Source organism: Micromonospora sp. NPDC005299 (assembly GCF_042872345.1).
GTDB lineage: Bacteria > Actinomycetota > Actinomycetes > Mycobacteriales > Micromonosporaceae > Micromonospora.
Map to the genome: position 1 here is coordinate 166,345 of NZ_JBIAKG010000004.1, position 25,191 is coordinate 191,535.

The 25,191-nt window shown below is 73.3% G+C and carries 26 protein-coding genes and 1 pseudogene; 12 read left to right on the forward strand and 15 right to left on the reverse strand.

The window, feature by feature from the left end:
- Positions 1-174: 174 nt before the first annotated feature.
- From ACFYPD_RS13845 to ACFYPD_RS13860, 4 genes and pseudogenes are all read left to right on the forward strand, one after another.
- Positions 175-1,359 (forward strand): hypothetical protein, encoded by a 1,185-nt coding sequence (locus ACFYPD_RS13845; RefSeq protein WP_387112731.1) that lies wholly within the window; start codon positions 175-177, stop codon positions 1,357-1,359.
- A 154-nt stretch (positions 1,360-1,513) separates the two neighbouring features.
- Positions 1,514-2,041, forward strand: coding sequence for a hypothetical protein (locus ACFYPD_RS13850; RefSeq protein WP_387112732.1), 528 nt, complete (start codon positions 1,514-1,516; stop codon positions 2,039-2,041).
- A gap of 268 nt (positions 2,042-2,309) precedes the next feature.
- Positions 2,310-2,484, forward strand: a pseudogene (locus ACFYPD_RS13855) (transcriptional regulator); the annotation flags it as partial.
- Positions 2,481-3,062: an HD family hydrolase gene (locus ACFYPD_RS13860; protein ID WP_387112734.1), complete on the forward strand. Its 582-nt coding sequence runs from the start codon at positions 2,481-2,483 to the stop codon at positions 3,060-3,062. The pseudogene ACFYPD_RS13855 and the gene ACFYPD_RS13860, both read left to right, overlap by 4 nt.
- Here ACFYPD_RS13860 and ACFYPD_RS13865 read toward each other — a convergent pair.
- From ACFYPD_RS13865 to ACFYPD_RS13885, 5 genes are all read right to left on the reverse strand, one after another.
- Complete coding sequence (locus ACFYPD_RS13865; RefSeq protein ID WP_387112736.1) at positions 3,037-3,609, reverse strand: GNAT family N-acetyltransferase; 573 nt, start codon at positions 3,607-3,609, stop codon at positions 3,037-3,039. The two genes, ACFYPD_RS13860 and ACFYPD_RS13865, sit on opposite strands and share 26 nt — an antisense overlap.
- Before the next feature lie 123 nt (positions 3,610-3,732).
- The gene (dxs, locus tag ACFYPD_RS13870) at positions 3,733-5,676 is read right to left on the reverse strand and encodes a 1-deoxy-D-xylulose-5-phosphate synthase (RefSeq protein WP_387112738.1); all 1,944 of its coding nucleotides are present in this window, start codon (positions 5,674-5,676) and stop codon (positions 3,733-3,735) included.
- A 70-nt stretch (positions 5,677-5,746) separates the two neighbouring features.
- Positions 5,747-6,907 carry an anhydro-N-acetylmuramic acid kinase gene (locus tag ACFYPD_RS13875; RefSeq protein ID WP_387112740.1) on the reverse strand — a complete coding sequence of 387 codons (1,161 nt, stop codon included), beginning with the start codon at positions 6,905-6,907 and terminating at the stop codon, positions 5,747-5,749.
- A 13-nt stretch (positions 6,908-6,920) separates the two neighbouring features.
- Positions 6,921-8,159: a class I SAM-dependent RNA methyltransferase gene (locus tag ACFYPD_RS13880; RefSeq protein WP_387112742.1), complete on the reverse strand. Its 1,239-nt coding sequence runs from the start codon at positions 8,157-8,159 to the stop codon at positions 6,921-6,923.
- The gene (locus ACFYPD_RS13885) at positions 8,156-10,219 is read right to left on the reverse strand and encodes an APC family permease (protein ID WP_387112744.1); all 2,064 of its coding nucleotides are present in this window, start codon (positions 10,217-10,219) and stop codon (positions 8,156-8,158) included. The genes ACFYPD_RS13880 and ACFYPD_RS13885 overlap by 4 nt, the downstream gene beginning before the upstream one ends.
- Positions 10,220-10,365: 146 nt before the next feature.
- Here ACFYPD_RS13885 and ACFYPD_RS13890 point away from each other — a divergent pair, with 146 nt between their 5' ends.
- Positions 10,366-11,031: a potassium channel family protein gene (locus ACFYPD_RS13890; RefSeq protein WP_387112746.1), complete on the forward strand. Its 666-nt coding sequence runs from the start codon at positions 10,366-10,368 to the stop codon at positions 11,029-11,031.
- A 2-nt stretch (positions 11,032-11,033) separates the two neighbouring features.
- On the forward strand, positions 11,034-11,723 hold the full coding sequence (locus ACFYPD_RS13895) for a potassium channel family protein (protein ID WP_387112747.1): 690 nt from the start codon (positions 11,034-11,036) through the stop codon (positions 11,721-11,723).
- Positions 11,724-11,739: 16 nt separating this feature from the next.
- Here ACFYPD_RS13895 and ACFYPD_RS13900 read toward each other — a convergent pair whose 3' ends face one another.
- From ACFYPD_RS13900 to dut, 4 genes are all read right to left on the reverse strand, one after another.
- Positions 11,740-12,414: a DUF3159 domain-containing protein gene (locus tag ACFYPD_RS13900; RefSeq protein WP_387112749.1), complete on the reverse strand. Its 675-nt coding sequence runs from the start codon at positions 12,412-12,414 to the stop codon at positions 11,740-11,742.
- Complete coding sequence (locus ACFYPD_RS13905; protein WP_313722389.1) at positions 12,411-12,791, reverse strand: OB-fold nucleic acid binding domain-containing protein; 381 nt, start codon at positions 12,789-12,791, stop codon at positions 12,411-12,413. The genes ACFYPD_RS13900 and ACFYPD_RS13905 overlap by 4 nt, the downstream gene beginning before the upstream one ends.
- Positions 12,792-13,017: 226 nt before the next feature.
- Entirely contained in the window at positions 13,018-13,668 is a 651-nt protein-coding gene (locus tag ACFYPD_RS13910) for a DUF3710 domain-containing protein (protein WP_387112751.1), read from the reverse strand.
- 25 nt (positions 13,669-13,693) lie between these two features.
- Entirely contained in the window at positions 13,694-14,191 is a 498-nt protein-coding gene (gene dut / locus ACFYPD_RS13915; protein ID WP_254331564.1) for a dUTP diphosphatase, read from the reverse strand.
- Positions 14,192-14,277: 86 nt separating this feature from the next.
- On the opposite strand from dut, the gene ACFYPD_RS13920 reads away from it, so the two are divergent.
- Complete coding sequence (locus tag ACFYPD_RS13920) at positions 14,278-14,769, forward strand: DUF3093 domain-containing protein (RefSeq protein WP_387112753.1); 492 nt, start codon at positions 14,278-14,280, stop codon at positions 14,767-14,769.
- 21 nt (positions 14,770-14,790) lie between these two features.
- Here the strand turns inward: ACFYPD_RS13920 and ACFYPD_RS13925 are convergent, their stop codons facing one another.
- Together ACFYPD_RS13925 and ACFYPD_RS13930 are read right to left on the reverse strand one after the other, a co-directional pair.
- Positions 14,791-15,636, reverse strand: a complete 846-nt coding sequence (locus ACFYPD_RS13925; protein ID WP_387112754.1) for a hypothetical protein — start codon at positions 15,634-15,636, stop codon at positions 14,791-14,793.
- 132 nt (positions 15,637-15,768) lie between these two features.
- The gene (locus tag ACFYPD_RS13930; protein ID WP_091269374.1) at positions 15,769-16,065 is read right to left on the reverse strand and encodes a DUF4193 domain-containing protein; all 297 of its coding nucleotides are present in this window, start codon (positions 16,063-16,065) and stop codon (positions 15,769-15,771) included.
- 438 nt (positions 16,066-16,503) lie between these two features.
- On the opposite strand from ACFYPD_RS13930, the gene ACFYPD_RS13935 reads away from it, so the two are divergent.
- Positions 16,504-17,013: a LytR C-terminal domain-containing protein gene (locus tag ACFYPD_RS13935; RefSeq protein WP_387113387.1), complete on the forward strand. Its 510-nt coding sequence runs from the start codon at positions 16,504-16,506 to the stop codon at positions 17,011-17,013.
- Positions 17,014-17,097: 84 nt separating this feature from the next.
- Here ACFYPD_RS13935 and ACFYPD_RS13940 read toward each other — a convergent pair whose 3' ends face one another.
- On the reverse strand, positions 17,098-17,919 hold the full coding sequence (locus ACFYPD_RS13940; protein WP_387112756.1) for an inositol monophosphatase family protein: 822 nt from the start codon (positions 17,917-17,919) through the stop codon (positions 17,098-17,100).
- Positions 17,920-18,205: 286 nt separating this feature from the next.
- On the opposite strand from ACFYPD_RS13940, the gene ACFYPD_RS13945 reads away from it, so the two are divergent.
- Both ACFYPD_RS13945 and ACFYPD_RS13950 read left to right on the forward strand, forming a co-directional pair.
- Positions 18,206-19,816 (forward strand): RNA polymerase sigma factor, encoded by a 1,611-nt coding sequence (locus ACFYPD_RS13945; protein ID WP_387112758.1) that lies wholly within the window; start codon positions 18,206-18,208, stop codon positions 19,814-19,816.
- Positions 19,817-20,061: 245 nt separating this feature from the next.
- Complete coding sequence (locus tag ACFYPD_RS13950) at positions 20,062-20,295, forward strand: hypothetical protein (RefSeq protein WP_013284786.1); 234 nt, start codon at positions 20,062-20,064, stop codon at positions 20,293-20,295.
- A 125-nt stretch (positions 20,296-20,420) separates the two neighbouring features.
- On the opposite strand, the gene ACFYPD_RS13955 is transcribed toward ACFYPD_RS13950, so the two are convergent.
- The 3 genes from ACFYPD_RS13955 to ACFYPD_RS13965 form a co-directional block, all read right to left on the reverse strand.
- On the reverse strand, positions 20,421-22,154 hold the full coding sequence (locus ACFYPD_RS13955; RefSeq protein WP_387112760.1) for a DEAD/DEAH box helicase: 1,734 nt from the start codon (positions 22,152-22,154) through the stop codon (positions 20,421-20,423).
- Between the two features lie 180 nt (positions 22,155-22,334).
- Positions 22,335-22,985 (reverse strand): trimeric intracellular cation channel family protein, encoded by a 651-nt coding sequence (locus ACFYPD_RS13960; RefSeq protein ID WP_387112762.1) that lies wholly within the window; start codon positions 22,983-22,985, stop codon positions 22,335-22,337.
- A 40-nt stretch (positions 22,986-23,025) separates the two neighbouring features.
- Entirely contained in the window at positions 23,026-23,244 is a 219-nt protein-coding gene (locus ACFYPD_RS13965) for a DUF3039 domain-containing protein (RefSeq protein ID WP_088946800.1), read from the reverse strand.
- Positions 23,245-23,332: 88 nt separating this feature from the next.
- Here ACFYPD_RS13965 and ACFYPD_RS13970 point away from each other — a divergent pair, with 88 nt between their 5' ends.
- A complete protein-coding gene (locus tag ACFYPD_RS13970; RefSeq protein ID WP_387112764.1) occupies positions 23,333-24,268 on the forward strand; it encodes a pseudouridine-5'-phosphate glycosidase in 936 nt (311 codons plus the stop codon).
- The gene (locus tag ACFYPD_RS13975; RefSeq protein ID WP_387112766.1) at positions 24,265-25,161 is read left to right on the forward strand and encodes a carbohydrate kinase family protein; all 897 of its coding nucleotides are present in this window, start codon (positions 24,265-24,267) and stop codon (positions 25,159-25,161) included. The genes ACFYPD_RS13970 and ACFYPD_RS13975 overlap by 4 nt, the downstream gene beginning before the upstream one ends.
- The last annotated feature ends 30 nt before the right edge of the window (positions 25,162-25,191 follow it).

Consider the following 25,191-nt stretch of genomic DNA (forward strand, 5'->3'; position numbering starts at 1 on the left):
CGTCACAGTCGGCGGAGTCTACCGGAGCGGGAGAATGGCGTATGAATCGCACGTCCCACCGTCCTCAATGGTCATCGGCCGAAAGGGTGAGGCGGGCGCGGCCGGGCGACGGGTCGTCTCGTACCATGTGGGCTTCCGGACACGACCGGCGATGGGATACAGGGGGCGTACAGGGTGGCTTCAGCCCGCCGACGCGGCACGACGGCCACGGCGCTGCTGGCCCTGCTGCTGACCGGCTGCGGCCCGGTAGCCGGGCGGCAGCCGGCGACGCTGCCGGTCGGCTACGACAGCCTGGACGGCACCCTGAAGGTCTGGCCGGCGCGTGGCAGCCTGGCCCGCGACGCCGCCGCCACCGCCGGGATCACCGCCGCCGTCCGCGACTGGCGCTCGCCCGTCGACGACCGGGCCCACCTCTCCTCCTCCGGCATCCTCTATTCCGGCCAGGTCGCCGGGTCACCGCTCGCCCTGGTCGCCGCCGACGTGCCCGGCGAGGCCGCCTCCTGGCTGCTGCAACTCGACCGCGACGGGCAGCGCTGGCGGGTCGCCCACGCCACCGAGTACACCGACCCCGGCTACCTGGTTTACTCCGACGTGCTGCCCGTCCAGCAGCCCGCCGGCCGCCGCTACCTCACCTCCGCCCGGGTGGAGCGGCTGCTCGGCCCCGACGGCAAGGCGCTTCCCGCGGCCGACGGCATCACCGAGCCGGTCGCCGTGCCCGCCTGCCAGGCCGTGGCGGTGACCGCGACGCTGCGACCCACCCGCTCGCTGCCGCGCGGCCGGGCCGCCGACCGCGTCCTCGACCTGGGTACGGCGACCGCGGCGCCTCGCTATCCGCTGGTGCGGGACGAGACGGGCTCCGGTAGGCGGGCGCTGACCGGGCTGGACACGTGCGTGCTCGGCGGTGAGCGGGGACCGTTCGGGAGCGTGCCGCGGCGGATCGGCGACCGGCAGGCACCCCGGTCGGCGCCGGAGTCCTGGCCGATGGCGAAGATCGCGGTGCGGTCGCTGGGCTCGGTGACGCTCGGCGGCGGCGAGCCGGGTGAGCTGGAGCAGCTCACCTGGGAGAGCGCCACCGGGACGATGACGGCGGTGGTCTACCGGCCGGCGGGTGGCGGTGCTCCCGTGGCCTCCCCTGCCGACCGGTCCACGACGCTGCAGGCCTACTACCTGCCGGTGCCGGGGCAGCCGCTCGCGGTGCTGAGCTGGCGAACCCGGGACGCGTCGTTCGCCGCGCCGCCCGGGACGACCCGGCTGGTGGACCGGCCGGGGCTGGTCGTGGTGGCGCAGCCGGACCGGAAGCAGACGTTCAGCCTGGCCGGCACGGAGAAGACCTGGTACCGGTCCGTGGGCGGGCGCTGAGCCGCCGGCTTGGCCTCCGTGCCGGCGTTTCCCGCCAGCCAAAGGGTCGACCCGCCGCCATACGCGCACCGTATTGACACCCTCACCCACCGGGAGCAGATTCCGGGGTGCACCCGGTCGATCGCGGCCGGGGCGTCCCGGAAGGGCGGTCGCCATGCGCACAATCAGGTCCACCGGCAGGGCCCGACTCGCCGCGGCGGTGGCGTTGCTGGCGCCGTCACTCGTGCTCGTGGCCGGACCGACGCCCGCGCAGGCCGCGGACACGACCACCCGGATCCTCCGGGCCCCGCTGGAACTCTCCGTCGTCCTGCCCTGCGCCAACGGCGGCCTCGGCGAGGTCGTCGACTTCGACGGCACGATCTCCGAGGTCTATCACGTGACCGTCGACGGGACCGGCGGGTTCCACGTGCACATCGTCGAGACCCAGTCGAACGTGCACGGCATCGGCGCGACGACCGGAGACCGGTACGTCAGCACCCGGGTCAACCTCTTCGTCTACAACCAGGGCTCCGGCGGGCTACCCATCACCTCCACCCAGCAACTGGTGTTCAAGATCGTGGGACCCGGGCCGGGCAACGACGCCTTGCTCCGGATCACGAACCACACGACCCTCAACGCCGACGGCACCGTGACGGTCGCCTTCGACACGTTCTCAGCGGAGTGCGAACCCACCGCACCCTGACCTCCCCGGGTTCACGGCCCGTCGTCGCTTGCGGTGGTGGGGTTCGGGGCAGCCCGACCCGCTCCGGGCGGTCAGGCTTGATCCCTGCGCGGGTCGGGCTGCCCCGAACCCCGCGCTGGTCGGTGTCCGTCCGTGGGTTGCGGCTTCGTTCGCCGCTGGCGGTGGAGGCGGACTTTCGGGCGCTCGTTTCTCAGGTGGGCTTGCTTGTGCTGGCGGACCTGCTCGTCCCAGGCGGTTTACCGCCGGGAGCGTTCCTTGCAGCGGGACATATGCCCTGCTCACCGCACGGCGCGGCCTCGCAATGGACGACCCCGCCACCGGTCGGGCGCTTGTCGACCGAGCCGCCATACTGCTGGACAGCGACCGGATCTCAGCAGGAACTAACGTCTATCGTCTACAGCCTTCGCGCAGACGGACTGACCGGCACAGGAACGGGCACATGAGCGACGACCACGACGCCGCCGGAGCGATGAGCTTCATCTTCGAGGCCGGCGTCCTCAAACGCGCGGCCCGAACCGGCTGGTGGTTCGCCGGCGTCAAGCACCCCGAGTCCATCGCCGAGCACTCGTTCCGCACGGCGCTCATCGGCATGATGCTCGCCGCCATGGAGGCCGCCGACCCCGCCCGGGTGTCCATGCTCTGCGTCCTGCACGACACCCAGGAAACCCGGATCACCGACATCCCCCACATCGCCAAGCGCTACCTCACCGCCGCCCCGAACACGGCCGTCACCGCCGATCAGGTGGCCGACTGCCCACCAGCCGTCGCCGATGTCATCACCGCCGCGGTCGCGGAGTACGAGGCCGGAGAAACCCTCGAAGCCGTCGTCGCGCGCGACGCGGACAAGCTCGAATGCCTGGTCCAAGCCGTCGAGTACCGCCACCAGGGCATCGACAACGTCCAGCGTTGGATCGACAGCTCGCGGGCCGCGCTCAAGACCGCGTCCGCCCACCGCCTCGCCGACGCCGCCCTCACCGGACAACCACTCGCCTGCCTTAGCCCTCCTTCCGAGGAGGAGTAGGGGGCGCCGCACGATGTGCCATCAATTCAAGCCGCATATTGATGTACTTGGAGTTGTCTGGTCCTTCCCGGAATTTCCCGTCCGGCTTCCAGCCGTGTCTGGTGTAGAATGCTCGCGCGCGGCTGTTTCGCTCCCAGACTTCGAGGAGCCCGGTCGACAGCGAATCGTCCTCTAGGTATCGCACGAAGAGTCCGTGCAACCTGCTGCCGATGCCCTCTCCCCAACTGCCCGGGACGACGTGAATCTGGTACAGCTGGCCCACCTCACCGGCATCCACCTCCGTGGACAGCGGAGGACCCATGGCGGCGATACCCACGATCCGGCCTTCGACGGCAGCGCACAGGACCCTCTTGCGGGGTGATTCAATCGCGGCCGTCCACCCAGCTCGCTGTTCCCGCGCCAACGTGGGATTCACGACAGACTCGGAGGCCAGCCCGCCGGCTCCGTAATAGGCCAGACGCGCCTGAGTGTGCACGTCGATGATCCCATCCAGATCGGCGAGGGTCGCTTCTCGCACGTCCAGCGGCCTGCTCATGCGCAGATCCATGCATCGACATTACTAGTTGTGAGGACGTCCGCGTCGACTGGTTGCCGAAGGCGCGAAAGCCCCTCGACGCCAAAACGGGCGGCCTTGCGCGAAGCAGGACCGCCCGTTCCGGCGTAGCTGAGGTCAGTTCTTTGCGGTGGCCTCGTCCGCAGCAGGATCGACCGACTGGGCGTCCAGCCCCGAGATCCACCCGGTCACATTCCGCGCTACGTCCTGGGCCGTCAGCCCCAGGTCGGCGAGGATCTGCGCCCGCGTCCCGTGCGGGTGCCAGTCCGCCGGCACACCGAGGTCCTTCACCGGGACCCGAACATCGGCGTCCCGCATGGCCTGAGCGAGGGCGGACCCCACGCCACCAACCCGCACCCCGTCCTCGACAGTGACGACGAGCCGGTGCCCGGCGGCCAGCTCGACCAGCTCGGCCGGCACGGGCCGCACCCAGCGCGGGTCGACCACGGTCACGCCGTACCCCTGCTCGGCGACCCGGGTGGCGACCTCCATGCCGAGGCCGGCGAAGGAGCCGACCGCGACCAGCAGCACGTCGGTACGCGCCGACTCGGCCAGCACGTCGACCGGGCCGACCCGGCGCACGGTCGGCAGGTCGGCGGCGACGGTGCCGGTGGGGAAGCGCAGGATGGTCGGCCCGTCGTCCACGGCGACCGCCTCGCGCAGCTCCTCGCGGAGGGTGGCCGAGTCGCGGGGCGCCGCGACGCGCAGGCCGGGCACCACGCCGAACACGGACATGTCCCAGATGCCGTAGTGGCTGGGCCCGTCGGGGCCGGTGATGCCGGCCCGGTCCAGCACGAAGGTGACCGGCAGCTTGTGCATGGCCACGTCGAGCAGGACCTGGTCGAAGGCGCGGTTGAGGAAGGTGGCGTAGACGGCGACCACCGGGTGCAGGCCGCCCATGGCGAGGCCGGCCGCCGAGGTGGCGGCGTGCTGCTCGGCGATGCCCACGTCGTAGACCCGGTTGGGGTACTTGCGGGCGAGGGTGGCGATGCCGGTGGGCTCGGCCATGGCGGCGGTGATGCCGACCACGTCGGGGCGCTCGTCGGCGATGGCGACCAGCTCGTCGGCGAAGACGTTGGTCCATTTCACCGAGGGGACGGCGAGCAGCTTGCCGGTCTCGGCGTCGAACGCGCCGGGGCCGTGCAGGCAGTCGGCCTCGTCCTCCTCGGCGGGGCGGTAGCCGTAGCCCTTGCGGGTGACCGCGTGCACTATCACCGGCCCGCCGAAGTTCTTCGCGGCGCGCAGCGCCGACTCGACCGCCGACACGTCGTGGCCGTCGACCGGGCCGACGTACTTGATGCCGAGGTCCTCGAACATGGCCTGCGGGGCGACCGCGTCCTTGATGCCCTTCTTGACCGCGTGCAGCACCTCGTACATCGGCCTGCCGACCAGCGGGGTCGAGCCGAGGGCGTCCTTGACGGTGTCGAGCACCTTCTCGTAGCTCGGGTTGAGCCGCAGCGACGAGAGGTGGTCGGCGAGGCCGCCGATGGTCGGCGAGTAGGACCGGCCGTTGTCGTTGACCACGATCACGAGCGGGTTGCCGGCGGTGGCGATGTTGTTCAGCGCCTCCCAGCACATGCCGCCGGTGAGGGCGCCGTCGCCGACCACGGCGACGACGCTGCGCTTCTCGCCGCGCAGCGCGTACGCCTTGGCGAGCCCGTCGGCGTAGGAGAGGGCGGTGGAGGCGTGCGAGTTCTCGATGAGGTCGTGCTCGCTCTCCGCCTGGCTCGGGTAGCCGGAGAGGCCACCACGCTGGCGGAGCTTGTCGAAGCCCTCCTGCCGGCCGGTGACGATCTTGTGGACGTAGGACTGGTGGCCGGTGTCGAACAGGAGCCGGTCACGCGGCGAGTCGAAGACCCGGTGCATGGCCAGGGTCAGCTCGACCACGCCCAGGTTGGGGCCGACGTGCCCGCCGGTGCGGGAGACCTTGGCGATCAGGAAGTCCCGGATCTCGGCGGCGAGGATGTCCAGCTGCTCGGCCGTCATCCGCTTCACGTCCTGCGGGCCGCGGACGGTGCCCAGCAGCCGACCGTGGTTGGCCGTGCCCTCTTCAACACTCATGACCGAAGAGTCTATCGGCCACCCGACAGCCCGCAGCCCGGCCGTGGATCTTCCCAGGTCAGACCTCCGATCAGGGGGTGACGACCAGCCGCAGGGGCGGAGCCGGCGGGGTGGCCGCCCAGGCCGGGCCGGAGGGGGTCCAGGAGCCCAGCACGGCGGCCCGAGACGCCCCGGTCACCGAGGGGATGGCCCCGGGCAGCCCGTGCCAGGAGAGCCACCCCAGCAGGGCGAACGCGTACGCCTCCTTGGCCTGGGCCGGCACGCCCAGCTCGTCGGTGGTGCGCAGCCGCCAGCGCCCCTCCCCCAAGGCGGCGAGCCGGGCCCGGAGTGTGGGATTGCGCACTCCCCCGCCGGCGGCGATGACCTCGGTCACGCCGTGCCGGTCGCAGGCGTCGGCGATTGTCCGGGCGGTCAGCTCGGTGAGCGTGGCGAGCACGTCGTCGGCGGCCACCGGCTCCCCCAGGGCGGCCAGCCGGTCGTCCAGGTAGCCGCCGTGGAACAGCTCCTTGCCGGTCGACTTGGGCGGGGGCGCGGCGTAGTAGGGCTCGGCGAGCAGCAGCGCCAGCAGCCCCTCGTGCACCCGGCCGGCCGCCGCCCGCGCCCCGTCGAGGTCGCAGGGGCGGTCCAGGAAGCGCCGGGCCGCGGCGTCCAGGAGGGCGTTCGCCGGGCCCACGTCGTACCCGAGGACCGGCGCCCCGGGGGCAACCACAGTGAGGTTGGCGATCCCGCCCAGGTTGAGCGCCGCCCGCGGGCCGCCGGCCGCGTCGAGCAGCAGCGCGTCGAACGCCGGGACCAGCGGCGCGCCCTGCCCGCCGACCGCCACGTCCGCCGACCGCAGGTCGTGCAACACGGGTACGCCCACCCGGGCGGCCACCCGGGCCGGCGCGCCGAGCTGAAGGGTGCCCCGCACCCGGCCCGCCTCGACCCAGTGGAAGACGGTCTGCCCGGGCGAGACCACGGCGTCGACCGCGCCCCCGGCCAGCTCGACGCCGGCCGCCGCCGCCTCGGCGAAGACCTCGCCGAGCCGGTTGTCCAGCCGGCACACCGCCTCGATGGTGGTGGCCGCCGGGGGCAGCAGCGCACCGATCTCGGCCCGCAGGTCGTCGGGATAGTCCAGGCTGCGGTGCCCGAGCGGCCGGAGGGTCAGCGTCTCCCCGTCCCGGGTGAACTCGGCCGCCACCACGTCCACCCCGTCATACGAGGTCCCCGACATCAGCCCGACGATCTTCATCGAGCCAGGCTAGTCACTCCCCGGGCGGGAGGAACAGCCCGACCAGCTCGACGTGCTGGGTCATCGGGAACAGGTCGTAGCCGCGCAGCGCGGCGAGCCGCCAGCCCGCCCCGGTGAAGGTGCGCACGTCCCGGGCGAAGGCGGCCGGGTCGCAGGCCACGTACGCGACCGCGCGCGGGCCGGCGGCGACGATGTCCCGCACCACCGGGGCGCCCGCGCCGGAGCGCGGCGGGTCGAGCACCACGAGGTCGACCGGGCCGGTGACCCGGCGGCGGGCCAGCGCGGTCTCCACCCGGGCGGCGACCACCTCGACCCGGGGCAGGTCGGACAGGTTGGCCCGGGCGGCGTCCACCCCGTCCTGGCTCGACTCGACCAGGGTGACCCGGGCGTCGCCGACCCGGACGGCGAGGGCCGCGGCGAACAGCCCGGCGCCGCCGTAGAGGTCCCAGGCGGTCTCGCCGGGGCGCGGGTCGAGCAGGTCGAGGACGGCTCCGACCAGGGTGTCCGCCGCGGCGGGGTGCACCTGCCAGAAGCCGGACGCGGGCAGCGTCCACTCCCGGCCGGCAGCCACCTCGCGGACCTCGGCCGGGCCGCTGACCGGGGTGGGGACCCCCTCGGCGTACGCGACCACGCTGACGTCGCCGCCGGTCGAGGCGACCGTCTCGACGGCGTCGGCGTCCGGCCAGCGGGCCCCGCTGGGCGCCAGCACCGGCAGTTCCTGGATGGCCGGGTGGGCGATGAGGCAGCGGTCGATCGGCACCACCTCGTGCGAGCGGTGCTTGAGCAGCCCGGCCCGACCGGCCGCGTCGACCGCGTACCGGACCCGGGAGCGCCAGCCGAGCGGCCCGCCGGGCAGCGCCTCGACCCGGACGCCGAGCGCGTCGATCTGGTCGTCGGTGAGCCCGCCCAGCCGGGTGAGCTGCTCACGCACCACGGCGACCTTCCAGTCGAGCTGGGCGGCCGGGGTGACGTGCTGGAGGTCGCAGCCGCCGCAGCGGCCCGGCTTCGCGTACGGGCAGGGTTGTTCGACCCGGTCCGCCGACGCGGTCAGGATCTCCACGGCGTCGGCGCGGGCGAAGCCCCGGTGCAGCTCGGTCACCTCGACCACCACCCGCTCGCCGGGCAGCGCGTGCCGGACGAAGACGACCTGGCCGTCGACCCGGGCCACGCAGTGCCCGCCCGGGGCGACCGCGTCCACGGTCAGCTCGACCCGCTGCGCCTCCTCCAGCCCGCTCCGGGCCGGCGCGGTCACGGGCGCTCCCCCGAACCGCTCTCGCCGGGCGGCGCGGACACCACCGGCGGCACGCTGGGCGGCAGGGTGCTGCGCGGGGCGACCCGGGGGCCGCGCGCCGGGCCACGGGTGAGCGTGGCGTCCAGCCGGTCCAGGTTCTTGCTGGCGGTCGAGGCGAGCTGCCAGGGCACGCTGGTGACCATCACGCCCGGCTCGAAGAGCAGCCGGCCCTTGAGCCGCAGGGCGCTCTGGTTGTGCAGCAGGTTCTCCCACCAGCGGCCCACCACGTACTCCGGGATGAAGACGGTGACCACGTCGCGGGGCGACTCCCGGCGGGTCGACGCGACGAAGTTGAGGATCGGCCGGGTGATCTCCCGGTACGGGGAGTCGACCACGGTCAGCGGCACCGGCAGTTCGCGCCGCTCCCACTCGGCCTGGAGGTCCCGGGTGTCCTTCTCGTCCACGTTCACCGTCACCGCGGTGAGCGTGTCCGGCCGGGTCGCCCGGGCGTACGCGATGGCCCGCAGCGTCGGCTGGTGCAGCTTGCTGACCAGCACGATGGCGTGGTTGCGGGCGGGCAGCACGGCCCGCTGCTCGGTGGGCTCCAGCTCCGCGGCGATCCGGTCGTAGTGCCGGCGGATGGCCAGCATGACCAGGTAGATCATCGCCATGGCGGCGATCGCGATCCAGGCGCCGAGCAGGAACTTGGTGAGCAGCACGATGACCAGCACCACGCCGGTCATCGCCATGCCGAACGCGTTGATCGCCCGGGAACGGATCATCCGCCGCCGCGCCTCCGGGTCGCGCTCGGTGCGCAGGTGCCGGTTCCAGTGCCGGATCATGCCGGCCTGGGAGAGGGTGAACGAGACGAACACCCCGACGATGTAGAGCTGGATGAGCCGGGTCACCTCGGCCTGGAAGCCGATGATGAGCACCACCGCGAAGACGGCCAGGAACACGATGCCGTTGGAGAAGGCCAGCCGGTCGCCCCGCGTGTGCAGCTGCCGGGGCAGGTAGCGGTCCTGGGCCAGGATCGAGCCGAGCACCGGGAAGCCGTTGAAGGCGGTGTTCGCGGCCAGGAACAGGATCAGCGCGGTCATCCCGGCCACCACGTAGAGCAGCACCGAGCCGTCGCCGAAGACGGTCTGGCCGAGCTGGGTGGTGACGGTCTTCTGCACGTACCCGTCGGGCCCGGAGATGATCTGCGCCGGGTCCTCGACGAACTGCAGGCCGGTCAGCTTGGCCAGCCAGATGATGCCGACCAGCATGCTCACCGCAATGGTGCCGAGCAGCAGCAGCGTGGTGGCCGCGTTCTTCGACTTCGGGGTCTTGAAGGCGGGCACGCCGTTGGAGATCGCCTCGACGCCGGTGAGCGCGGCGCAGCCGGAGGAGAACGTGCGCAGCAGCAGGAAGATCAACGCGAAGCCGGTGACGCTGTGCTCGGCCTCGATCTGCAACCCCGCGCTCGGCGCCCGCAGGTCGTCGCCGAGGATGAAGATCCGGACCAGCCCGGTCAGCAGCATGCCGCCGATGACGATCACGAAGCCGTAGGTGGGGATGGCGAACGCCGTGCCCGACTCGCGCAGGCCGCGCAGGTTCACGGCGGTGAGCACCACCACCGCGATGACCGCGATGAGCACCTTGTGGGTGGCCACGAAGGGCACCACCGAGCCGAGGTTCGCCACGCCCGAGGAGACCGACACCGCCACGGTGAGCACGTAGTCGACCAGCAGCGCGCTGGCCACCGCGAGCCCGGCGCGCGGCCCGAGGTTGACCGTGGCCACCTCGTAGTCGCCGCCGCCCGAGGGGTAGGCGTGCACGTTCTGCCGGTAGCTGGCCACCACGGTCAGCATCACCACGACGACCGCGAGGGCGATCCAGGGGGAGAACAGGAAGGCCGACGCGCCCGCGATGGAGAGCGTCAGCAGGATCTCGTCGGGGGCGTAGGCGACGCTGGAGAGGGCGTCGGAGGCGAAGACCGGCAGCGCGATGCGCTTCGGCAGGAGGGTGTGCTGGAGACGGTCGGACCGGAACGGTCGACCGAGGAGGAGTCGCTTCAGCAGCGAGGTGGGTCTGGCCACAAGCGCCAAGAGTACGACCACCCCGCGCTGGGCGGTGGGGGTGGCTGATCGCCCGCGCGGTACGGTCGGTCCCCCGCCGGGCGCGGGGACGTGGCAGGCTCGCAGACGACGGGCCAGCGTGCGGCACCGTGGGAGGAGCGGACACCGTGCATGTCGTGATCATGGGCTGCGGCCGGGTCGGGTCGACCCTGGCCCAGAGCCTGGAGTCCCGGGGGCACTCGGTGGCGGTGATCGACCAGGACGCGGACGCGTTCCGCCGTCTCGGGCCGGACTTCGCCGGCATCACGGTCACCGGCGCCGGCTTCGACGGCGAGGTGCTGCAGCAGGCCGGCATCGAGCGCGCCGACGCTTTCGCCGCGGTCTCCAGCGGCGACAACTCCAACATCATCTCGGCCCGGCTGGCCCGGGAGACCTTCGGCGTGTCCCGGGTGGCCGCCCGGATCTACGACCAGCGGCGCGCCCAGGTCTACGAGCGCCTCGGCATCCCCACCGTGGCCACCGTGCGGTGGACCGCCGAACGGATGCTGCGCCACCTGGTCCCCGAGGGCAACGTGGAGATCTTCCGCGACCCGACCAGCACCGTGTCGATCATCGAGGTGCCGGTGCACAAGGACTGGATCGGCCGGTCGCTGCGGCAGCTCGAGGAAGCCACCGGGGCCCGGGTGGCCTACCTGATCCGGTTCGGGATCGGCACGCTGCCCACTGCCTCCACGGTGGTGCAGGAGGGCGACCAGGTCTTCATGCTGGTGACCGACGACATCACCGCCTCGGTCACCTCGGTGGCGGCGGCGCCGCCCGAAGGGGGGCACTGAGCATGCGCATCGCCATCGCCGGCGCCGGCAACGTGGGCCGGTCGATCGCCCAGGAGCTGATCGACAACGGCCACCAGGTGATGTTGATCGAGCGGCAGCCCAAGATGCTCCGCCCCGACCGGGTGCCGGCCGCCGACTGGGTGCTCGCCGACGCCTGCGAGCTGGCCAGCCTGGAGGAGGCCAACCTGGCCGGCTGCGAGGTGGTCGTGGCCGCCACCGGCGACGACAAGGTCAACCTCGTGGTGTCGCTGCTGGCCAAGACCGAGTTCGCGGTGCCCCGCGTGGTGGCCCGGGTCAACCGGGCCGAGAACGAGTGGCTCTTCACCGAGCAGTGGGGCGTGGACGTCGCGGTGAGCAAGCCGCGGGTGATGGCCGCGCTGGTCGAGGAGGCGGTCACAGTCGGCGACCTGGTCCGGCTGATGACTTTCCGCCAGGGCGAGGCGAACCTGGTCGAGATCACCCTGCCCCCCACCGCGCCCTATGTCGGGCAGCCCATCCACGCGGTGCCGCTCCCCCGGGACGCGGCGCTGGTGGCGATCCTGCGCGGCAAGCGGGTGCTCGTGCCCAGCCCGGACGACCCCATCGAGGCCGGCGACGAGCTGATCTTCGTGTGCACGGCCGCCGTGGAGGACGAGGTCCGGGCGGTGATCCTCGGCCCGGACAGCGTCGAGCGCAAGCGGGAGCGGACCTGACCGACCGCCGGGGGGCTCAGGCCCCCGGCAGCGGTTCCGGCGCGGACTCCCGGGTCACCCGGCGCACCACCCAGACGGTGATCAGCAGCAGCAGCGCGTACGGCGGGTAGCCCAGCGCGAGCCGGGCCACGCCCAGCGCGGTGTCCTGGTGGGCCAGGTAGAGCCCGGCCTGCACGCCCACCTTGGCCAGCCACACCACGCCCCAGAGCACGGTGAGCTGGGTGAAGGTGCGCACCAGCTTCGGGTCGTCCCGCCACTCGGAGCGGCCCTTGGCCACCAGCACCGACCAGATCCAGCCGACCAGCGGCTGGCGGATCGCCGCCGAGAGCAGCAGGGCCAGGCCGTAGCCGATGCCGTAGAGGATGCCGGGCAGGTAGAAGTCGCGCTCGTCGCCGGTGCGCCAGGCGATGGCCGCGCCGATGGCGATGCCGAACAGGCCGTTGACCGCGTGCCGCACCGGCCGGCGCTGGGCCAGCCGCAGCCCGGCGATCAGCAGCGCCACCGCCACCGAGGCGATCACGGCGGGACGCAGGTCGCCCACCACGTTGGCGATCACGAAGACCACCACGGGGATGCTCGACTCGACCAGGCCCCGCCAGCCACCGAGCTGGTCGGCCATCTGCTCGGCCATGCTGGGCAGCCGCTCGTCCTCCGGCCCGAGTTCCGGCTCGGTGTGCTGTCCGGTCGTCACTTCGGCGACTCCAGCTCGTAGTACGGGTTGTAGATCACCTTGCGGTCGTCCCGTACGGCCACCCGGCCGCGGGCGGTCAGGTGCCGGCCCGGCTCGATGCCGGCGATGTGCCGCCGGCCCAGCCAGACCAGGGTGACCACGTCGCTGCCGTCGTAGAGGTCGGCCTCCAGCGTGGGCAGATTGGTCCGGGGCGTGTAGACCACCGTGCGCAGCCGCCCGGCCACCGAGACCACCTGGCCACGCATGCACTGGTGGGCGGGCATGCCGCCGGACTCGGCGCTCTCCCGGCGCAGCTCCTGCGCCTCGATCTCGGCCTCGCTCGCGGTGAGCCGTTGCAGGAGCCGCCGCAGCGACACCCGGCTCTCGTCGGTCGTCATGACCTCCGCGTCACCTCTCCACCCCGGCCGGCCCGCGCCGGCTCCCTGGATCGGCCGGCCGCGCCGGCGCCGGCCCCGCAGGTGGCGGGAACCGTCCCGCCAGCGTACGCCGATCCGGACCGCCGGCGGGACCGGCGTCGGGGCGTACCGCCGCTCGGGGCCGGACGCGCGACGGGCCCGGCGTCGTCGACGTCACGCCGACTCGACCGGGCCCGGATCGCGGTGCTCAGACCTCGCGCTGCTGCGGTGCGCCCTCCTGCTCGGCCTGCTCGGCCATTTCCCGGGGCAGCCGCAGCGGCAGCGGCTCGCGGACCGGCTTGGCCTCCTGGCCGCGGTCGACGACCAGGCCGTCCAGGCAGGCGGCGAGAGGGCCGGCGGCGTCGGGGTTGGTGGCGGCCTCGCCCTGGTAGACCCCGCGCACCATCCAGCGCGGCCCGTCGATGCCGACGAAGCGCAGGTCGGTGATGCCGTCCGGGGTGCGGACCCGGGCGCGCAGCTCGGTGCCGTACTCCCCCTCGACCTCCTGGGCGGCGGCGCCGTCGTTGAACAGCGACTGCCGGATCTCCTCGCGCACCTCGTCCCAGATGCCGTCGGAGCGGGGCGCGGCGAAGACACCGAGCTGGAGGGCGTTCTCGCCGTGCACCAGCACCACCTGCTGGATCACGCCCTGCGGGTCGGCCTGCACCCGCACCTCGACCTCCGGCACCGCCGGGATCTGCAGGCTGCCCAGGTCCAGCCGGGGCGCGTCGGGCGCCTCGGCCAGGTCGTAGGGGCCGCGGGCCGGCGGCTGCGGGGTCTCCTCGGCGTCCAGGACCCCGGTGTCCATCTCGTCACGCGCGTGCCGCGCGCCCTCGGCCCGCTTACGGGAGAAGATCACTGCGCCCACCCTCCGCTGTTCGCACTCACCCTGCCACCTCTTCCGTCCGCCCGCCCGCCGGAGCCGGGACCAGCCCGGCGTGCCCGCCGGTGGAGCCGTGCCCGCCGGTCCCGCGCCGGGACGCGGGCAGCTCGACGACCGGCTGGAACTCGGCCCGGGCGACCCGCTGGACCACGAGCTGCGCGATCCGGTCGCCCCGGCTGATCTTCGCCGGCGTCTCCCGATCATGATTGATCAGGTTGACCAGGATCTCACCCCGGTAGCCGGCGTCGACCGTACCGGGCGCGTTGAGCACCGTCACGCCGAGCCTGGCCGCCAGCCCCGATCGGGGGTGCACCAGGCCGACGTACCCCTCGGGCAGGGCGACGGCCACGCCGGTGGGCACCAGGGCCCGCCCGCCGGGCGGCAGCTCGACGTCCGCGGCGGCCACCAGGTCCGCGCCCGCGTCGCCGGGATGGGCGTACGCCGGCAGCGGCAGTTCCGGGTCGAGCTGCCGTACGGGCACGGGTACGACGTCTGTCACGGTCATCCTCTTCCGTCCGGTCCTTGCGGGGGTGACCCTGCCATCCTGCCGGTTCGGCGGCCGCCCGCGCGCCGTACCCTCGGAGTGTGCGTCAGTCGTCATCCTCGGCCGCTCCGGTGGCCGCCGTTCCGGACTACTCGGAGCGCCTCGGGCTGCCCTGGTGGGCCTGGCCGGTCGGCCTGGCCCTCGCCGGGCTGCTCGCCGCCGAGCTGTGGATGGGCGCGACCGGCGTCCGGGCCTGGCTGCCGTTCGTGCTGCTGCTCCCGGCGGCGGCCGCCACGCTGTGGTGGCTGGGCCGGATCCGGGTCACGGTGCGGGCCGGGGAGCTGCGGGTCGACGACGCGCACCTGCCGGTGCGCCACATCGCGGACGCGGTGCCGCTGGACGCGGCCGGCCGGCGCGAGGTGCTCGGCGTCGGCGCCGACCCGCTCGCCTTCGTGGTGCAGCGCCCCTGGGTCGGCGGCGCCGTGCAGGTGGTGCTGGACGACCCCGACGACCCCACCCCGTTCTGGGTGGTCAGCTCCCGCCACCCGGTCGAGCTGGCCGCGGCCCTGACCGCCGCCCGCGACGCCGCCTGACCCGCCCGCGGCGTTCCCCGGTCAGGGGTGCGTGCCGGGCAGGGCGCGGGCCTGGTGGCGGAGGTCCTTGCGGAGCTGGTCGCCGAGGCTGCGGGTGGACCGCCGGTTGAGGTAGCCGGCCACGGCGGCGCCGGTCAGGAACGGGCCGAGCGTGGTGAGGTTGCGGCCGAAGCGGCGCAGCAGGCTGTCGCGCAGCTCGCGGCGGGCGGCGGTGCCCAGCACCGCGCTGACCCCGACCCCCGGCATCATCGGGTTGACCCCCCGCTGGGTGGCCCAGGACTGCACCAGCGACACGGCCCGCTGGGCGCCACCGGCGGGCAGCGGCAGCCGGTGCACCTCGTGCAGCTCGCCGATCAGCTTCAGCTCGATCGCCACCACGGCGACCGTCTCGGCGGCCAGCAGCACCGGGGCGGAGAGCAGGGTCGGGGTGACGGCCCACTCGACCGCGGCCACGCCCCCACCGGCCGCGCCGACGCCGGCGGTGGCCCGGGCCGCGTTGCGGATCAGCCGGTCGGCGAGCGCCTCGTCGTCCAGGCCGGGGAAATGCTTCCGGAGCGTGGCCAGGTCGCGGATCGGCACGCGCGGGGCGACCTCGGCGACGGTGTCGGCCATCCAGCGGATCGCGGCCTTCGGCTTGTACAGGTCGCTGATGCCGCGGGCGCGGGCCTGGCCGACCAGCCGGGTGAGCAGTTGTCGACGGCGGGCCACGGGCAGGTCGTCGGCGGTCAGCGCGGCGACGGTCGCGCCGAGCTGGTCGGCGTCCGCGCCGGACGGCGTGGGCTCGGCGGCGCCCGCGGGCGACGTCTTCTCGGTCGGCCGGTCGGCGCCGCTGTCGTCGGCGCCCGGCCCGTCGGTCCGCTCGCTCACCCGTCCGCCCTCCTCCTCCGCGCGGCGTCAAAGCCGCTCGTACGAGTCAAGCAGCTTCCCGCCACCGGCGCACGGCGGCTCGATAAGCGGCGGCCCCGTCGAGGAGGCCGCCGCCGGTGTCTCGGGTCGGGGTCAGACGCACTCGCGGCAGATCAGCTCGCCGTTGCGCTCGACCGCCAGCTGGCTGCGGTGGTGGACCAGGAAGCAGCGGGCGCACCGGAACTCGTCCTGCTGCATCGGTAGCACCTTGACCGTGAGCTCCTCGTCGGCCAGGTCGGCGCCGGGCAGCTCGAAGCTCTCGGCCACCTCGGCCTCGTCAACGTCCACGGCGCCCGACTGTGTGTCGACGCGTCGGGCCTTGAGCTCTTCCAGGCTGTCCTCGCCGAGGTCGACCTCGTCGCGACGCGGGGCGTCGTAGTCGGTGGCCATCGGTTTCACTCTCCCATATCGATATGGTCGCTTCCGGTTGTAACGCCGGACGACGCTGTTTCGGTTCCGCTGGCCGGCCACCAAATGTGTCGGTCACCCGACCCGACCGTCGTTGGGTCGGATCGGCCAGGAAGGAACTCCCCCAGCGAGCGCGGAACCTTACCCCCCCTTTGGGCGAGGCATGTATACCGCCCTCGCGGCAGAGATGTACGCCCCTGCGCCCGAAGTTGTTCCCAATGTGACTCAGGCGACACGAAGATAGGGGTAGTAGTACCCGTTCCCCCGGTGGCGCGCCGGCATGTCGGGCTGTTTCCACGCGACGGCCGGACAAGCGTTAACCTCAGCGGCGTACTCGACGGCCGGCGGGGCGGACCGACCGCCGGCGGCCGCCGCCACCCAATCATCGTCCGGGGAGCGCCCAGAATGAGTTTTGCGCGAGTGCGGGCACTCGTTGTCGTCGGACTGCTGGCGGTCATCGCCCTGGTCTTCGTCGTCGTCGCGATGGTCCGCGACACCCAGAGCAAGGCCGGCACCGCCGAAGACTGCCCCGAGGGCTGGCCGATCGCCGACGTGCGCCTGCGCGAGCAGAAGGACGTCAAGATCAACGTCTACAACGGCACCGACGAGGTCGGGCTGGCCGGCAGCGTCGCGGACGACTTCCGCAACCGCAAGTTCCAGGTCAAGAAGGAAGGCAACGCCAAGGCCGTGGACGACGTGGCGGTGCTGCGCTACGGCCCCAAGGGCGTCGGCTCCGCGCACCTGCTGCGGGCCTATTTCCTCAACAACGCCAAGCTGGAACCCGACCTGAAGCGCAAGGACGACACGGTCGACGTGATCCTCGGCAACGGTTTCCAGCAGTTGGCCACCACCACCGAGGTCAACCAGTCCCTGGGCGACCTCGGCTCGCCGGAGGCGCCGGCCGGCACCTGCCCGGGCCCGGTGAAGTAGCCGGTCGGTCGACCCCGTCATCGCCAAAAGAGTGGCCACCCCCGGCGGGGCGGCCACTCTTTTCGCACCGGTCCACGGGACCGGTCACGGGCCCCCGGAGGCGTCCAGGGCGGCGAGCCGGGTGTGCAGCGGCTCGTGCAGCGCCGGCGGCGCGGCGAGCACCAGGTCCGGACCGGGCGGCCGGCCCGACAGCCCGGTCACCAGCAGCCCGGCCTCCCGCGCCACCAGCCCGCCCGCGGCGAGGTCCCAGGCGGCCAGCCCCTTCTCGTAGTAGGCGTCCACCCGGCCCTCGGCGGCCAGGCACAGGTCGAGCGCGGCGGCGCCCATCCGGCGGATGTCCCGCACCTGCGGGATCAGCTCGGCGACCACCCGGGCCTGGTGCGCCCGGCGCCCCGCGTCGTAGCCGAACCCGGTCGCGATCAGCGCCTGCCCGAGGTCGGTCTCGGCGGAGCAGCGCAGCCGCTGCCCGTCCCGCCACGCGCCGCCGCCGGCGGTGGCGGTCCACTCCTCGCCGGTGGCGACGTTGCGCACCACCCCGGCGACGTCCTCGCCGGCCACCTCCGCGGCCAGGGACACGGCGCAGTACGGCAGCCCGTAGAGATAGTTGACGGTGCCGTCGATCGGGTCGACGATCCAGCGCACCCCGTCCTCGGCGGCCGGGCCGGTCTCCCCCGCGCCGTATTCCTCGCCCAGCACCGCGTCGCCGGGGCGCCGCGTCCGCAGCGCCCCCAGCACCTGCCGCTCCACCGCCCGGTCGGCGGCGGTGACCACGTCGGTGACCGTGCTCTTGGTCGCGGCGACCGAGACCCCCTCGGCCCGCATCCGGTGCGCGGTGGCCGCGGCGTCCCGCGCCACCTCGACGGCGATCGTGAGAAGTTCCTGCGGCGTGGGCGCCGAGGCGATCATGTTCGTCCCCTTCCCGCACGAGCCGGACCGGCCGGTTCGTGCGCGGGTATCATCCTTACAAAGTCCACAACTGCGCCTAATCGGTGGTCCATACGGCCGGTCCGCCGTGCGGCGCAGGATGATCGCGGCAGACGGCGTTACAATTCACCCTGCCCACGCGCCACGGACCGCCAGCGACCGGCCGGCCCGGGACACGGGGGTCCCTCAACGACATCGCCCGACACCGCGTTCCTTGCCGTGCCGGACGACCCGGCCGTGCTCGCTCTTCGCCTCCGGAAGGTCATTCGTGACAGAACCCCGCCAGCCCGGCGCCGACGTTCGCTCGCTCACCGACACCCTGATCGCCCACGCGCAGAGCGCCGGCGGCCAGCTCACGTCGGCCCAGCTCGCGCGCACCGTCGAGTCCGCTGAGGTGACCCCGGCCCAGGCCAAGAAGATCCTCCGTGCGCTCTCCGAGGCGGGCGTGACGGTGGTCGTGGACGGCTCCGCGAGCACCCGCCGCCGGGTGGCCGCCGCCCGGTCGGCCACGCCGGCCTCCCGGGCGACCACCGCCAAGACCACCAAGAAGGCCGCCGCGCCCGCCCCGAAGCAGGCTGCGGCCGCCGAGGAGTCCCCGGCCCCCGCCCCGCGGAAGGCGACGGCGCGCAAGGCCGCCGGCACCACCGCCGAGGTGGCCGCCACGGCCGCCGCCCCGGCGAAGGCCACCAAGACGACCCGGGCCACCAAGGCCACCGTGGCCGCCAAGAACGCGGCGGCGAAGCCGGCCAAGGACGCCGCGAAGGGCGAGGGCGCCGAGGGCGAGATCTCCCCGGAGGAGCTGGCCGCCGAGATCGAGGACGTGGTGGTCGAGGAGCCGGCCGAGCTGACCCAGGCCGCCGAGGCCGACGCCGCCAGCTCCGCCACCGACAACGACTTCGAGTGGGACGACGAGGAGTCCGAGGCGCTCAAGCAGGCGCGCCGGGACGCCGAGCTGACCGCCTCCGCCGACTCCGTCCGGGCGTACCTGAAGCAGATCGGCAAGGTGCCGCTGCTCAACGCCGAGCAGGAGGTCGAGCTCGCCAAGCGGATCGAGGCCGGCCTCTACGCCGCCGAGCGGCTGCGCGCCGCCGACGAGGGCGAGGAGAAGCTCACCCGCGACATGCAGCGCGACCTGATGTGGATCTCGCGGGACGGCGAGCGGGCCAAGAACCACCTGCTGGAGGCCAACCTCCGGCTGGTCGTCTCGCTGGCCAAGCGCTACACCGGTCGCGGCATGGCCTTCCTCGACCTCATCCAGGAGGGCAACCTCGGCCTGATCCGCGCGGTCGAGAAGTTCGACTACACCAAGGGCTACAAGTTCTCCACCTACGCCACCTGGTGGATCCGCCAGGCCATCACCCGCGCCATGGCCGACCAGGCCCGCACCATCCGCATCCCGGTGCACATGGTCGAGGTGATCAACAAGCTCGGTCGGATCCAGCGCGAGCTGCTCCAGGACCTGGGCCGCGAGCCCACCCCGGAGGAGCTGGCGAAGGAGATGGACATCACACCGGAGAAGGTGCTGGAGATCCAGCAGTACGCCCGGGAGCCCATCTCGCTCGACCAGACCATCGGTGACGAGGGTGACAGCCAGCTCGGCGACTTCATCGAGGACTCCGAGGCGGTCGTCGCGGTCGACGCGGTGTCGTTCTCGCTGCTCCAGGACCAGCTCCAGCAGGTCCTCCAGACGCTGTCCGAGCGCGAGGCGGGCGTGGTGCGCCTGCGCTTCGGCCTCACCGACGGCCAGCCGCGCACCCTGGACGAGATCGGCCAGGTGTACGGCGTGACCCGGGAGCGCATCCGGCAGATCGAATCCAAGACCATGTCCAAGTTGCGGCACCCCTCGCGTTCCCAGGTGCTCCGCGACTACCTGGACTGACCGCCACGCGTCAACCAGACGTGTCGGTTTGATCACCAGCCGTAGAACACTCTCCGGTGACCTGACGGTTGCCCGTTTGTGATCGTTGACGTGGCACCCTTGGTGCACGGCACACTGTCTTCCACGCCAGGTGTGACCTCCGTCCCCGACGGGCACACAGGGAAGGCAGGGCCCGAGAAGGGTGTTGCACGATAGGTGAGCAACCGAAGAGAGTGTTCATCGGTGACGACCAGAGGAGGAAGGCGATGACCCCGACCCTCACGCCGCCGCCCGAGACGGTGAGCCCCCCGGCCGCCGATGAACGGTGCGACCGCTGCAATGCTGCCGGCAAGCTCCGGATCACTCTGGCGGGTGGGAGTGAGCTGGTGTTCTGTGGGCACCACGCGAACAAGTACGCGGAGGATCTCGTGAAGATCACCGTGCGCTACGCGTCGGACCCCGAGTTCAGCTGGCGTGGCGCCGATCTGATGGCGAACTGAGTACGAGGAATCCGCAACTAGACATAAAGCCGGCCGGAGGTCCCCAGGGACCTCCGGCCGGCTTTTGCGCACCCCCCCGTGGGAGCGTTGATCGAGGAGTTTGCGTCGGAATCCGGTCGGGGCGGTCAGAGGGTCTGGACCGTCGCGATGCGCTCTTCCAGTTGCTCGATGGTGGCCTGGGCGCTGGGCGGGCCGCCGCAGAGGCGGCGCAGCTCGGCGTGGATCTTGCCGTGCGGCAGGCCGGTGCGATGGTGGCGGGCCGCCACCAGAGCGTTCAGCTGCCGCCGGAGGGCCACCCGGCGCTGGGCGGCACTCATCGGGGCCGGGGCCGCCGACGGTGCCTCAGGGGCCGGCTCAGCGGTCCGCTGGGTGGCCCGGCGCCGCTGCGCGGCGAGCTGCTCGGCCTGCCGCTTGGTGAGCAGCATCGAGACCTGGTCGGCGGTGAGGAGCCCGGGCAGGCCGAGGTATTCCTCCTCCTCCGGGGTGCCCGCCTGGGCGGCGGTGCCGAACGAGGCGCCGTCGAAGATCACCTGGTCCAGCTCGGCGGTCGCGGAGAGCGCGGCGAACCGCTTCTCCAGCTCGCCGCTGGCCTGGTCGTCCCGCTGGGCACGCTCCAGCAGGTCGTCGTCGAGGCCGTCGGAATCCTTCGGCTTGCCGAGCACGTGGTCCCGCTCGGCCTCCATCTCGCTGGCCAGCCCGAGCAGGTGCGGCACGCTGGGCAGGAAGACCGAGGCGGTCTCGCCGGGCCGGCGGGCCCGGACGAAACGGCCGATCGCCTGCGCGAAGTAGAGCGGGGTGCTGGCGCTGGTCGCGTAGACGCCGACGGCCAACCGAGGGATGTCGACACCCTCGGACACCATCCGCACCGCGACCAGCCAGCGCTGTTCGGAGGCCGCGAACGTCGCGATCCGCGCGGAGGCGCCCTGGTCGTCGGAGAGCACCACGGCGGCCTTCTCACCGGTCACCTGCTCCAGCAGCTTGGCGTACGAGCGGGCCACCTGCTGGTCGCTGGCGATCACCAGACCGCCGGCGTCGGGCATGCCGTTGTTGCGCAGCACGGTCAGCCGGGCGTCGGCGGCCCGCAGCACCTGCGGCATCCAGTCGCCGGCCGGGTCCAGCGCGGTCCGCCAGGCCTGCGCGATGAGGTCCTGGGTCATCGGCTCGCCCAGCCGGGCGGCCAGCTCCTCGCCGGCGTTGGTGCGCCACCGGGTCTCCCCGGAGTACGCCAGGAAGAGCACCGGCCGGACCACGCCCTCGCGCAGCGCGTCGGAGTAGCCGTAGACCGAGTCGGCGCGGGAGCGGAGCAGCCCGTCGCCGCCCCGCTCGTAGCCGACGAACGGGATCGGGTTGTCGTCGGAGCGGAACGGCGTGCCGGTGAGCATCAGCCGGCGTACGGCGGGCTCGAAGGCCGCCTTGACGCCGTCGCCCCAGGTCCGCGAGTCGCCGGCATGGTGGATCTCGTCGAGGATCACCAGGGTGCGCCGGGTCATGGTGCGCCGCCGGTGCACCTGCGGGGCCATGCCGACCTGGGCGTACGTGACGACCGCGCCGTGGAAGTCGGCCGCGGAGTGCAGGTCGGCGTTGCGGAAGGCGGCGTCGAGCTGGATGCCGACCCGGGCGGCCGACTCGGCCCACTGGGTCTTCAGGTGCTCGGTCGGGGCGACCACGGTGACGGCCTCGACGGTGCCGTCGTTCAACAGCTCGGCGGCGATGCGGAGGGCGAACGTGGTCTTGCCGGCGCCGGGCGTGGCGACCGCCGTGAAGTCGTCGGTGCGGCGGCGCAGGTACTCCACCATCGCCTTGCGTTGCCAGGCACGCAGAGGCGGGAACGTGTCGAGCGCCGGCAACCGCGGTGCCACGCGTAGCTCCTCTCCGACCGCACGACGGCGGACCCCGGCTGAGGGCCACGGGTGCAGCCGCCCATGAAAAGGCCCTCGCGCATCCGGTGCCGCGAAGGCCGACTCAGCATAACCAGCGGGGGCGTTCCGCCCCACTCGACGCCACGCTGGTCACATCCGCCCGCCCCGCCGCCGCGGGGCTCAGTGCTGCGGTCCCCGGGCGCCGGTGCGCGGCGGGCGCATCGTCGGCACCGGGGCGGACCAGCGCCGCCGCAGCGACACCAGGCGCAGCGCGAAGACGAAGGCGGCCGCGGCGGTCAGCGGCCCCGCGGTCGCCGCGCCGTACGCCGACAGCAGCGCCACCGCGATCGACCCGGCGAGCGCGGCCACGGCGTAGATCTCCCGGCGCAGCACCACCGGGATCTCGCCGGTGAGCAGGTCGCGGCCCAGCCCGCCGCCGATCGCGGTGAGCATCCCGATCATGCACGCGCCGACGGCCGGCACGTGGGCGTCGAGGGCCTTGAGCGTGCCGGTGACGGTGAACAGGCCGAGGCCGGCCGCGTCGAGCACCAGCACGGTGGTGCGCAGCCGGGCGAACTGGGGGTGCAGCCAGAAGATGGCGGCGGCGGTGACCGCCGCGGCGACCGCGTACCGCCAGTCGGCGAAGGCCAGGGGCGGCACCTCGTCGATGACCAGGTCGCGAAAGATCCCGCCGCCGAGGGCGGCGACGACGCCGACGAAGACCACCCCGAAGAGATCGAGCCGTTTGGCCACCGCCGCGGAGGCGCCCGAGGCCGCGAAGACCGCCACGCCGGTGAGGTCGGCGAAAAGCAGGGCGGTGGAGGTGGTCACCGCCGCAGGTTACGCGGGCGGCCGGGACGGCCGCCCGGGATCACTCGCGGTACGAGTCGTAGATCTCCTTGCACTTGGGGCAGACCGGGGAACCGGGCTTGGCGGCCTTGGTCACCGGGAAGGTCTCGCCGCAGAGCGCCACCACGTAGGTGCCCATGACGGCACTCTCCGCGATCTTCTCCTTGCGGACGTAGTGGAACATCTCCGGGCCGGTGTCGGCGTCCTTCAGCTCGGGACGCTCGAGAACCTCTGTACTCACGACTACACCTCCAACGGTCCAGTTTTGCAGGTCGATCCGGCCCGGTCCACCTGGGCCCGCGCCGGAGGCGGCCCGTACCGTAGCCGAAGTGACCAACTTTCACATCAGTCTCGGCGCCGAGGTGGCCGACGCCCTGCGCGACGGGCGTCCGGTCGTCGCCCTGGAGAGCACCATCGTCTCCCACGGCCTGCCCCGACCGGACAATCTTCGCGTCGCGCGTCAGATCGAGCAGGCGGTCCGGGACGCGGGAGCCGTTCCGGCCACCATCGGCATGGTCGCCGGTGAGCTGATCGTGGGGCTGGACGACGCCCAGCTCACCCGGCTCGCCACGGTGGACGGGGTGAACAAGCTCTCGGTGCGCGACCTCGCCGTGGCGGCGGCGACCGGCGCGGACGGCGCCACCACCGTGGCCGCGACCAGCGCGGTGGCCGCGGCGGCCGGGATCGGCGTCTTCGCCACCGGCGGCCTGGGCGGCGTGCACCGGGAGGCCGCGCAGACCTTCGACGAGTCCGCCGACCTGGTCACCCTGGCCCGGACCCCGATCGCGGTGGTCTGCGCCGGGGTGAAGTCGATCCTCGACGTGGGCGCCACCCTGGAGCGGCTGGAGACCCTCGGGGTGAGCGTGGTGGGTTACCGCACCCGCCGCTTCCCCGGCTTCTATCTCACCGACGCCGGCTTCGACCTGGACTGGTCGGTGGAGTCGCCGGAGCAGGCGGCCGACGTGCTCGCCGCCCGCCGGGAGCAGGGCGTGCACCACGGCGGGCTCATCGTGGCGAACCCGCTGCCGGTGGACGAGCAGCTCGACCCGGCGCTGCACGACCGCACTCTCACCGCGGGCCTGGCCATGCTGGCCCGCGAGGGGGTGACCGGCAAGGCGGTGACCCCGTTCCTGCTGGCCCACTTCCACTCCGCCACCGAGGGCGCCAGCCTGGCGGTGAACGTGCGGATCATCCTGCGCAACGCCGACCTGGCGGCGCGGATCGCGGTCGCCGCGGCGGCCCGCCGCACCGCCACCGCGGCATGAGCCCCGCACCCCGCATCGTCGTCGTCGGCGACGTGATCACCGACGTGCTCGCGGTGCTCTCCGGCCCCCTCGCCACCGGCTCGGACACCGCGGCCGGGATCCGGTTCAGCGGCGGCGGCCAGGCGGCCAACACCGCGGCCTGGCTCGCCGGCCAGGGGGCGGCGGTCACGCTGGTCGCCGCGGTCGGCGACGACGAGACGGGCCGCGAGCGGGTCGCCGAACTGGAGCGGGTCGGGGTGACCTGCGCGGTGGAGCGCCACGAGGGCTACCCCACCGGGACGGTCATCGTGCTCACCCACGACGGGGAGCGCACCATGGTCAGCCAGCGCGGGGCGAACCTGCGGCTGACCACCGGGCACGTCGACCGCACCGTCGCGGCGGCGCCCGACGCCGGGCACCTGCACCTGTCCGCGTACACCCTGCTGGACGTCGGGTCGCGCGGCGCGGGCCTGCGCGCGCTGGCCGCCGCCCGCGAGCGCGGGCTCACCACCAGCGTCGACGCGGCCTCCGCGGCCCCGCTGCGGCGGGTCGGCACGGCCTTCCTGACCTGGGTACGCGACGTCGACCTGCTGCTGGTCAACACGGACGAGGCGACGGTGCTGGCCGGCGGGCTGGACCCGGCGGCGCAGGCCCGGGCGCTGACCTCGGTGGCCCACCGGGTGGTGGTGAAGCGGGGCGCGGCCGGCGCGGTCTGGGTGGACCGGACCGGGCTGGTCGAGACGGCTCCGGCCCCCGGGGTGGCCGTGGTGGACGTGACCGGGGCGGGCGACGCCTTCGCCGCCGGCCTGCTCACCGCCTGGCTGGCCGGCGCGGACCCGCGCGCGGCGCTGGCCCGGGCCGGCGATCTGGGCGCGCTGGCGGTCACCACCGTCGGCGCGCGGCCCCAGCCCTGACGGCGGACCGGTCCGGGCGGCTGCCGCCCG

Coding starts and splice junctions, on each gene's coding strand:
- ACFYPD_RS13875 (WP_387112740.1), bottom strand. CDS start 6,907: ATGAAGATCGTCGGGCTGATGTCGGGGACCTCGTATGACGGGGTGGAC.
- ACFYPD_RS13975 (WP_387112766.1), top strand. CDS start 24,265: ATGAGCCCCGCACCCCGCATCGTCGTCGTCGGCGACGTGATCACCGAC.
- ACFYPD_RS13850 (WP_387112732.1), top strand. CDS start 1,514: ATGCGCACAATCAGGTCCACCGGCAGGGCCCGACTCGCCGCGGCGGTG.
- ACFYPD_RS13950 (WP_013284786.1), top strand. CDS start 20,062: ATGACCCCGACCCTCACGCCGCCGCCCGAGACGGTGAGCCCCCCGGCC.
- ACFYPD_RS13860 (WP_387112734.1), top strand. CDS start 2,481: ATGAGCGACGACCACGACGCCGCCGGAGCGATGAGCTTCATCTTCGAG.
- ACFYPD_RS13930 (WP_091269374.1), bottom strand. CDS start 16,065: ATGGCCACCGACTACGACGCCCCGCGTCGCGACGAGGTCGACCTCGGC.
- ACFYPD_RS13865 (WP_387112736.1), bottom strand. CDS start 3,609: ATGGATCTGCGCATGAGCAGGCCGCTGGACGTGCGAGAAGCGACCCTC.
- dxs (WP_387112738.1), bottom strand. CDS start 5,676: ATGAGTGTTGAAGAGGGCACGGCCAACCACGGTCGGCTGCTGGGCACC.
- ACFYPD_RS13940 (WP_387112756.1), bottom strand. CDS start 17,919: ATGATCGCCTCGGCGCCCACGCCGCAGGAACTTCTCACGATCGCCGTC.
- ACFYPD_RS13905 (WP_313722389.1), bottom strand. CDS start 12,791: ATGACGACCGACGAGAGCCGGGTGTCGCTGCGGCGGCTCCTGCAACGG.
- ACFYPD_RS13895 (WP_387112747.1), top strand. CDS start 11,034: ATGCGCATCGCCATCGCCGGCGCCGGCAACGTGGGCCGGTCGATCGCC.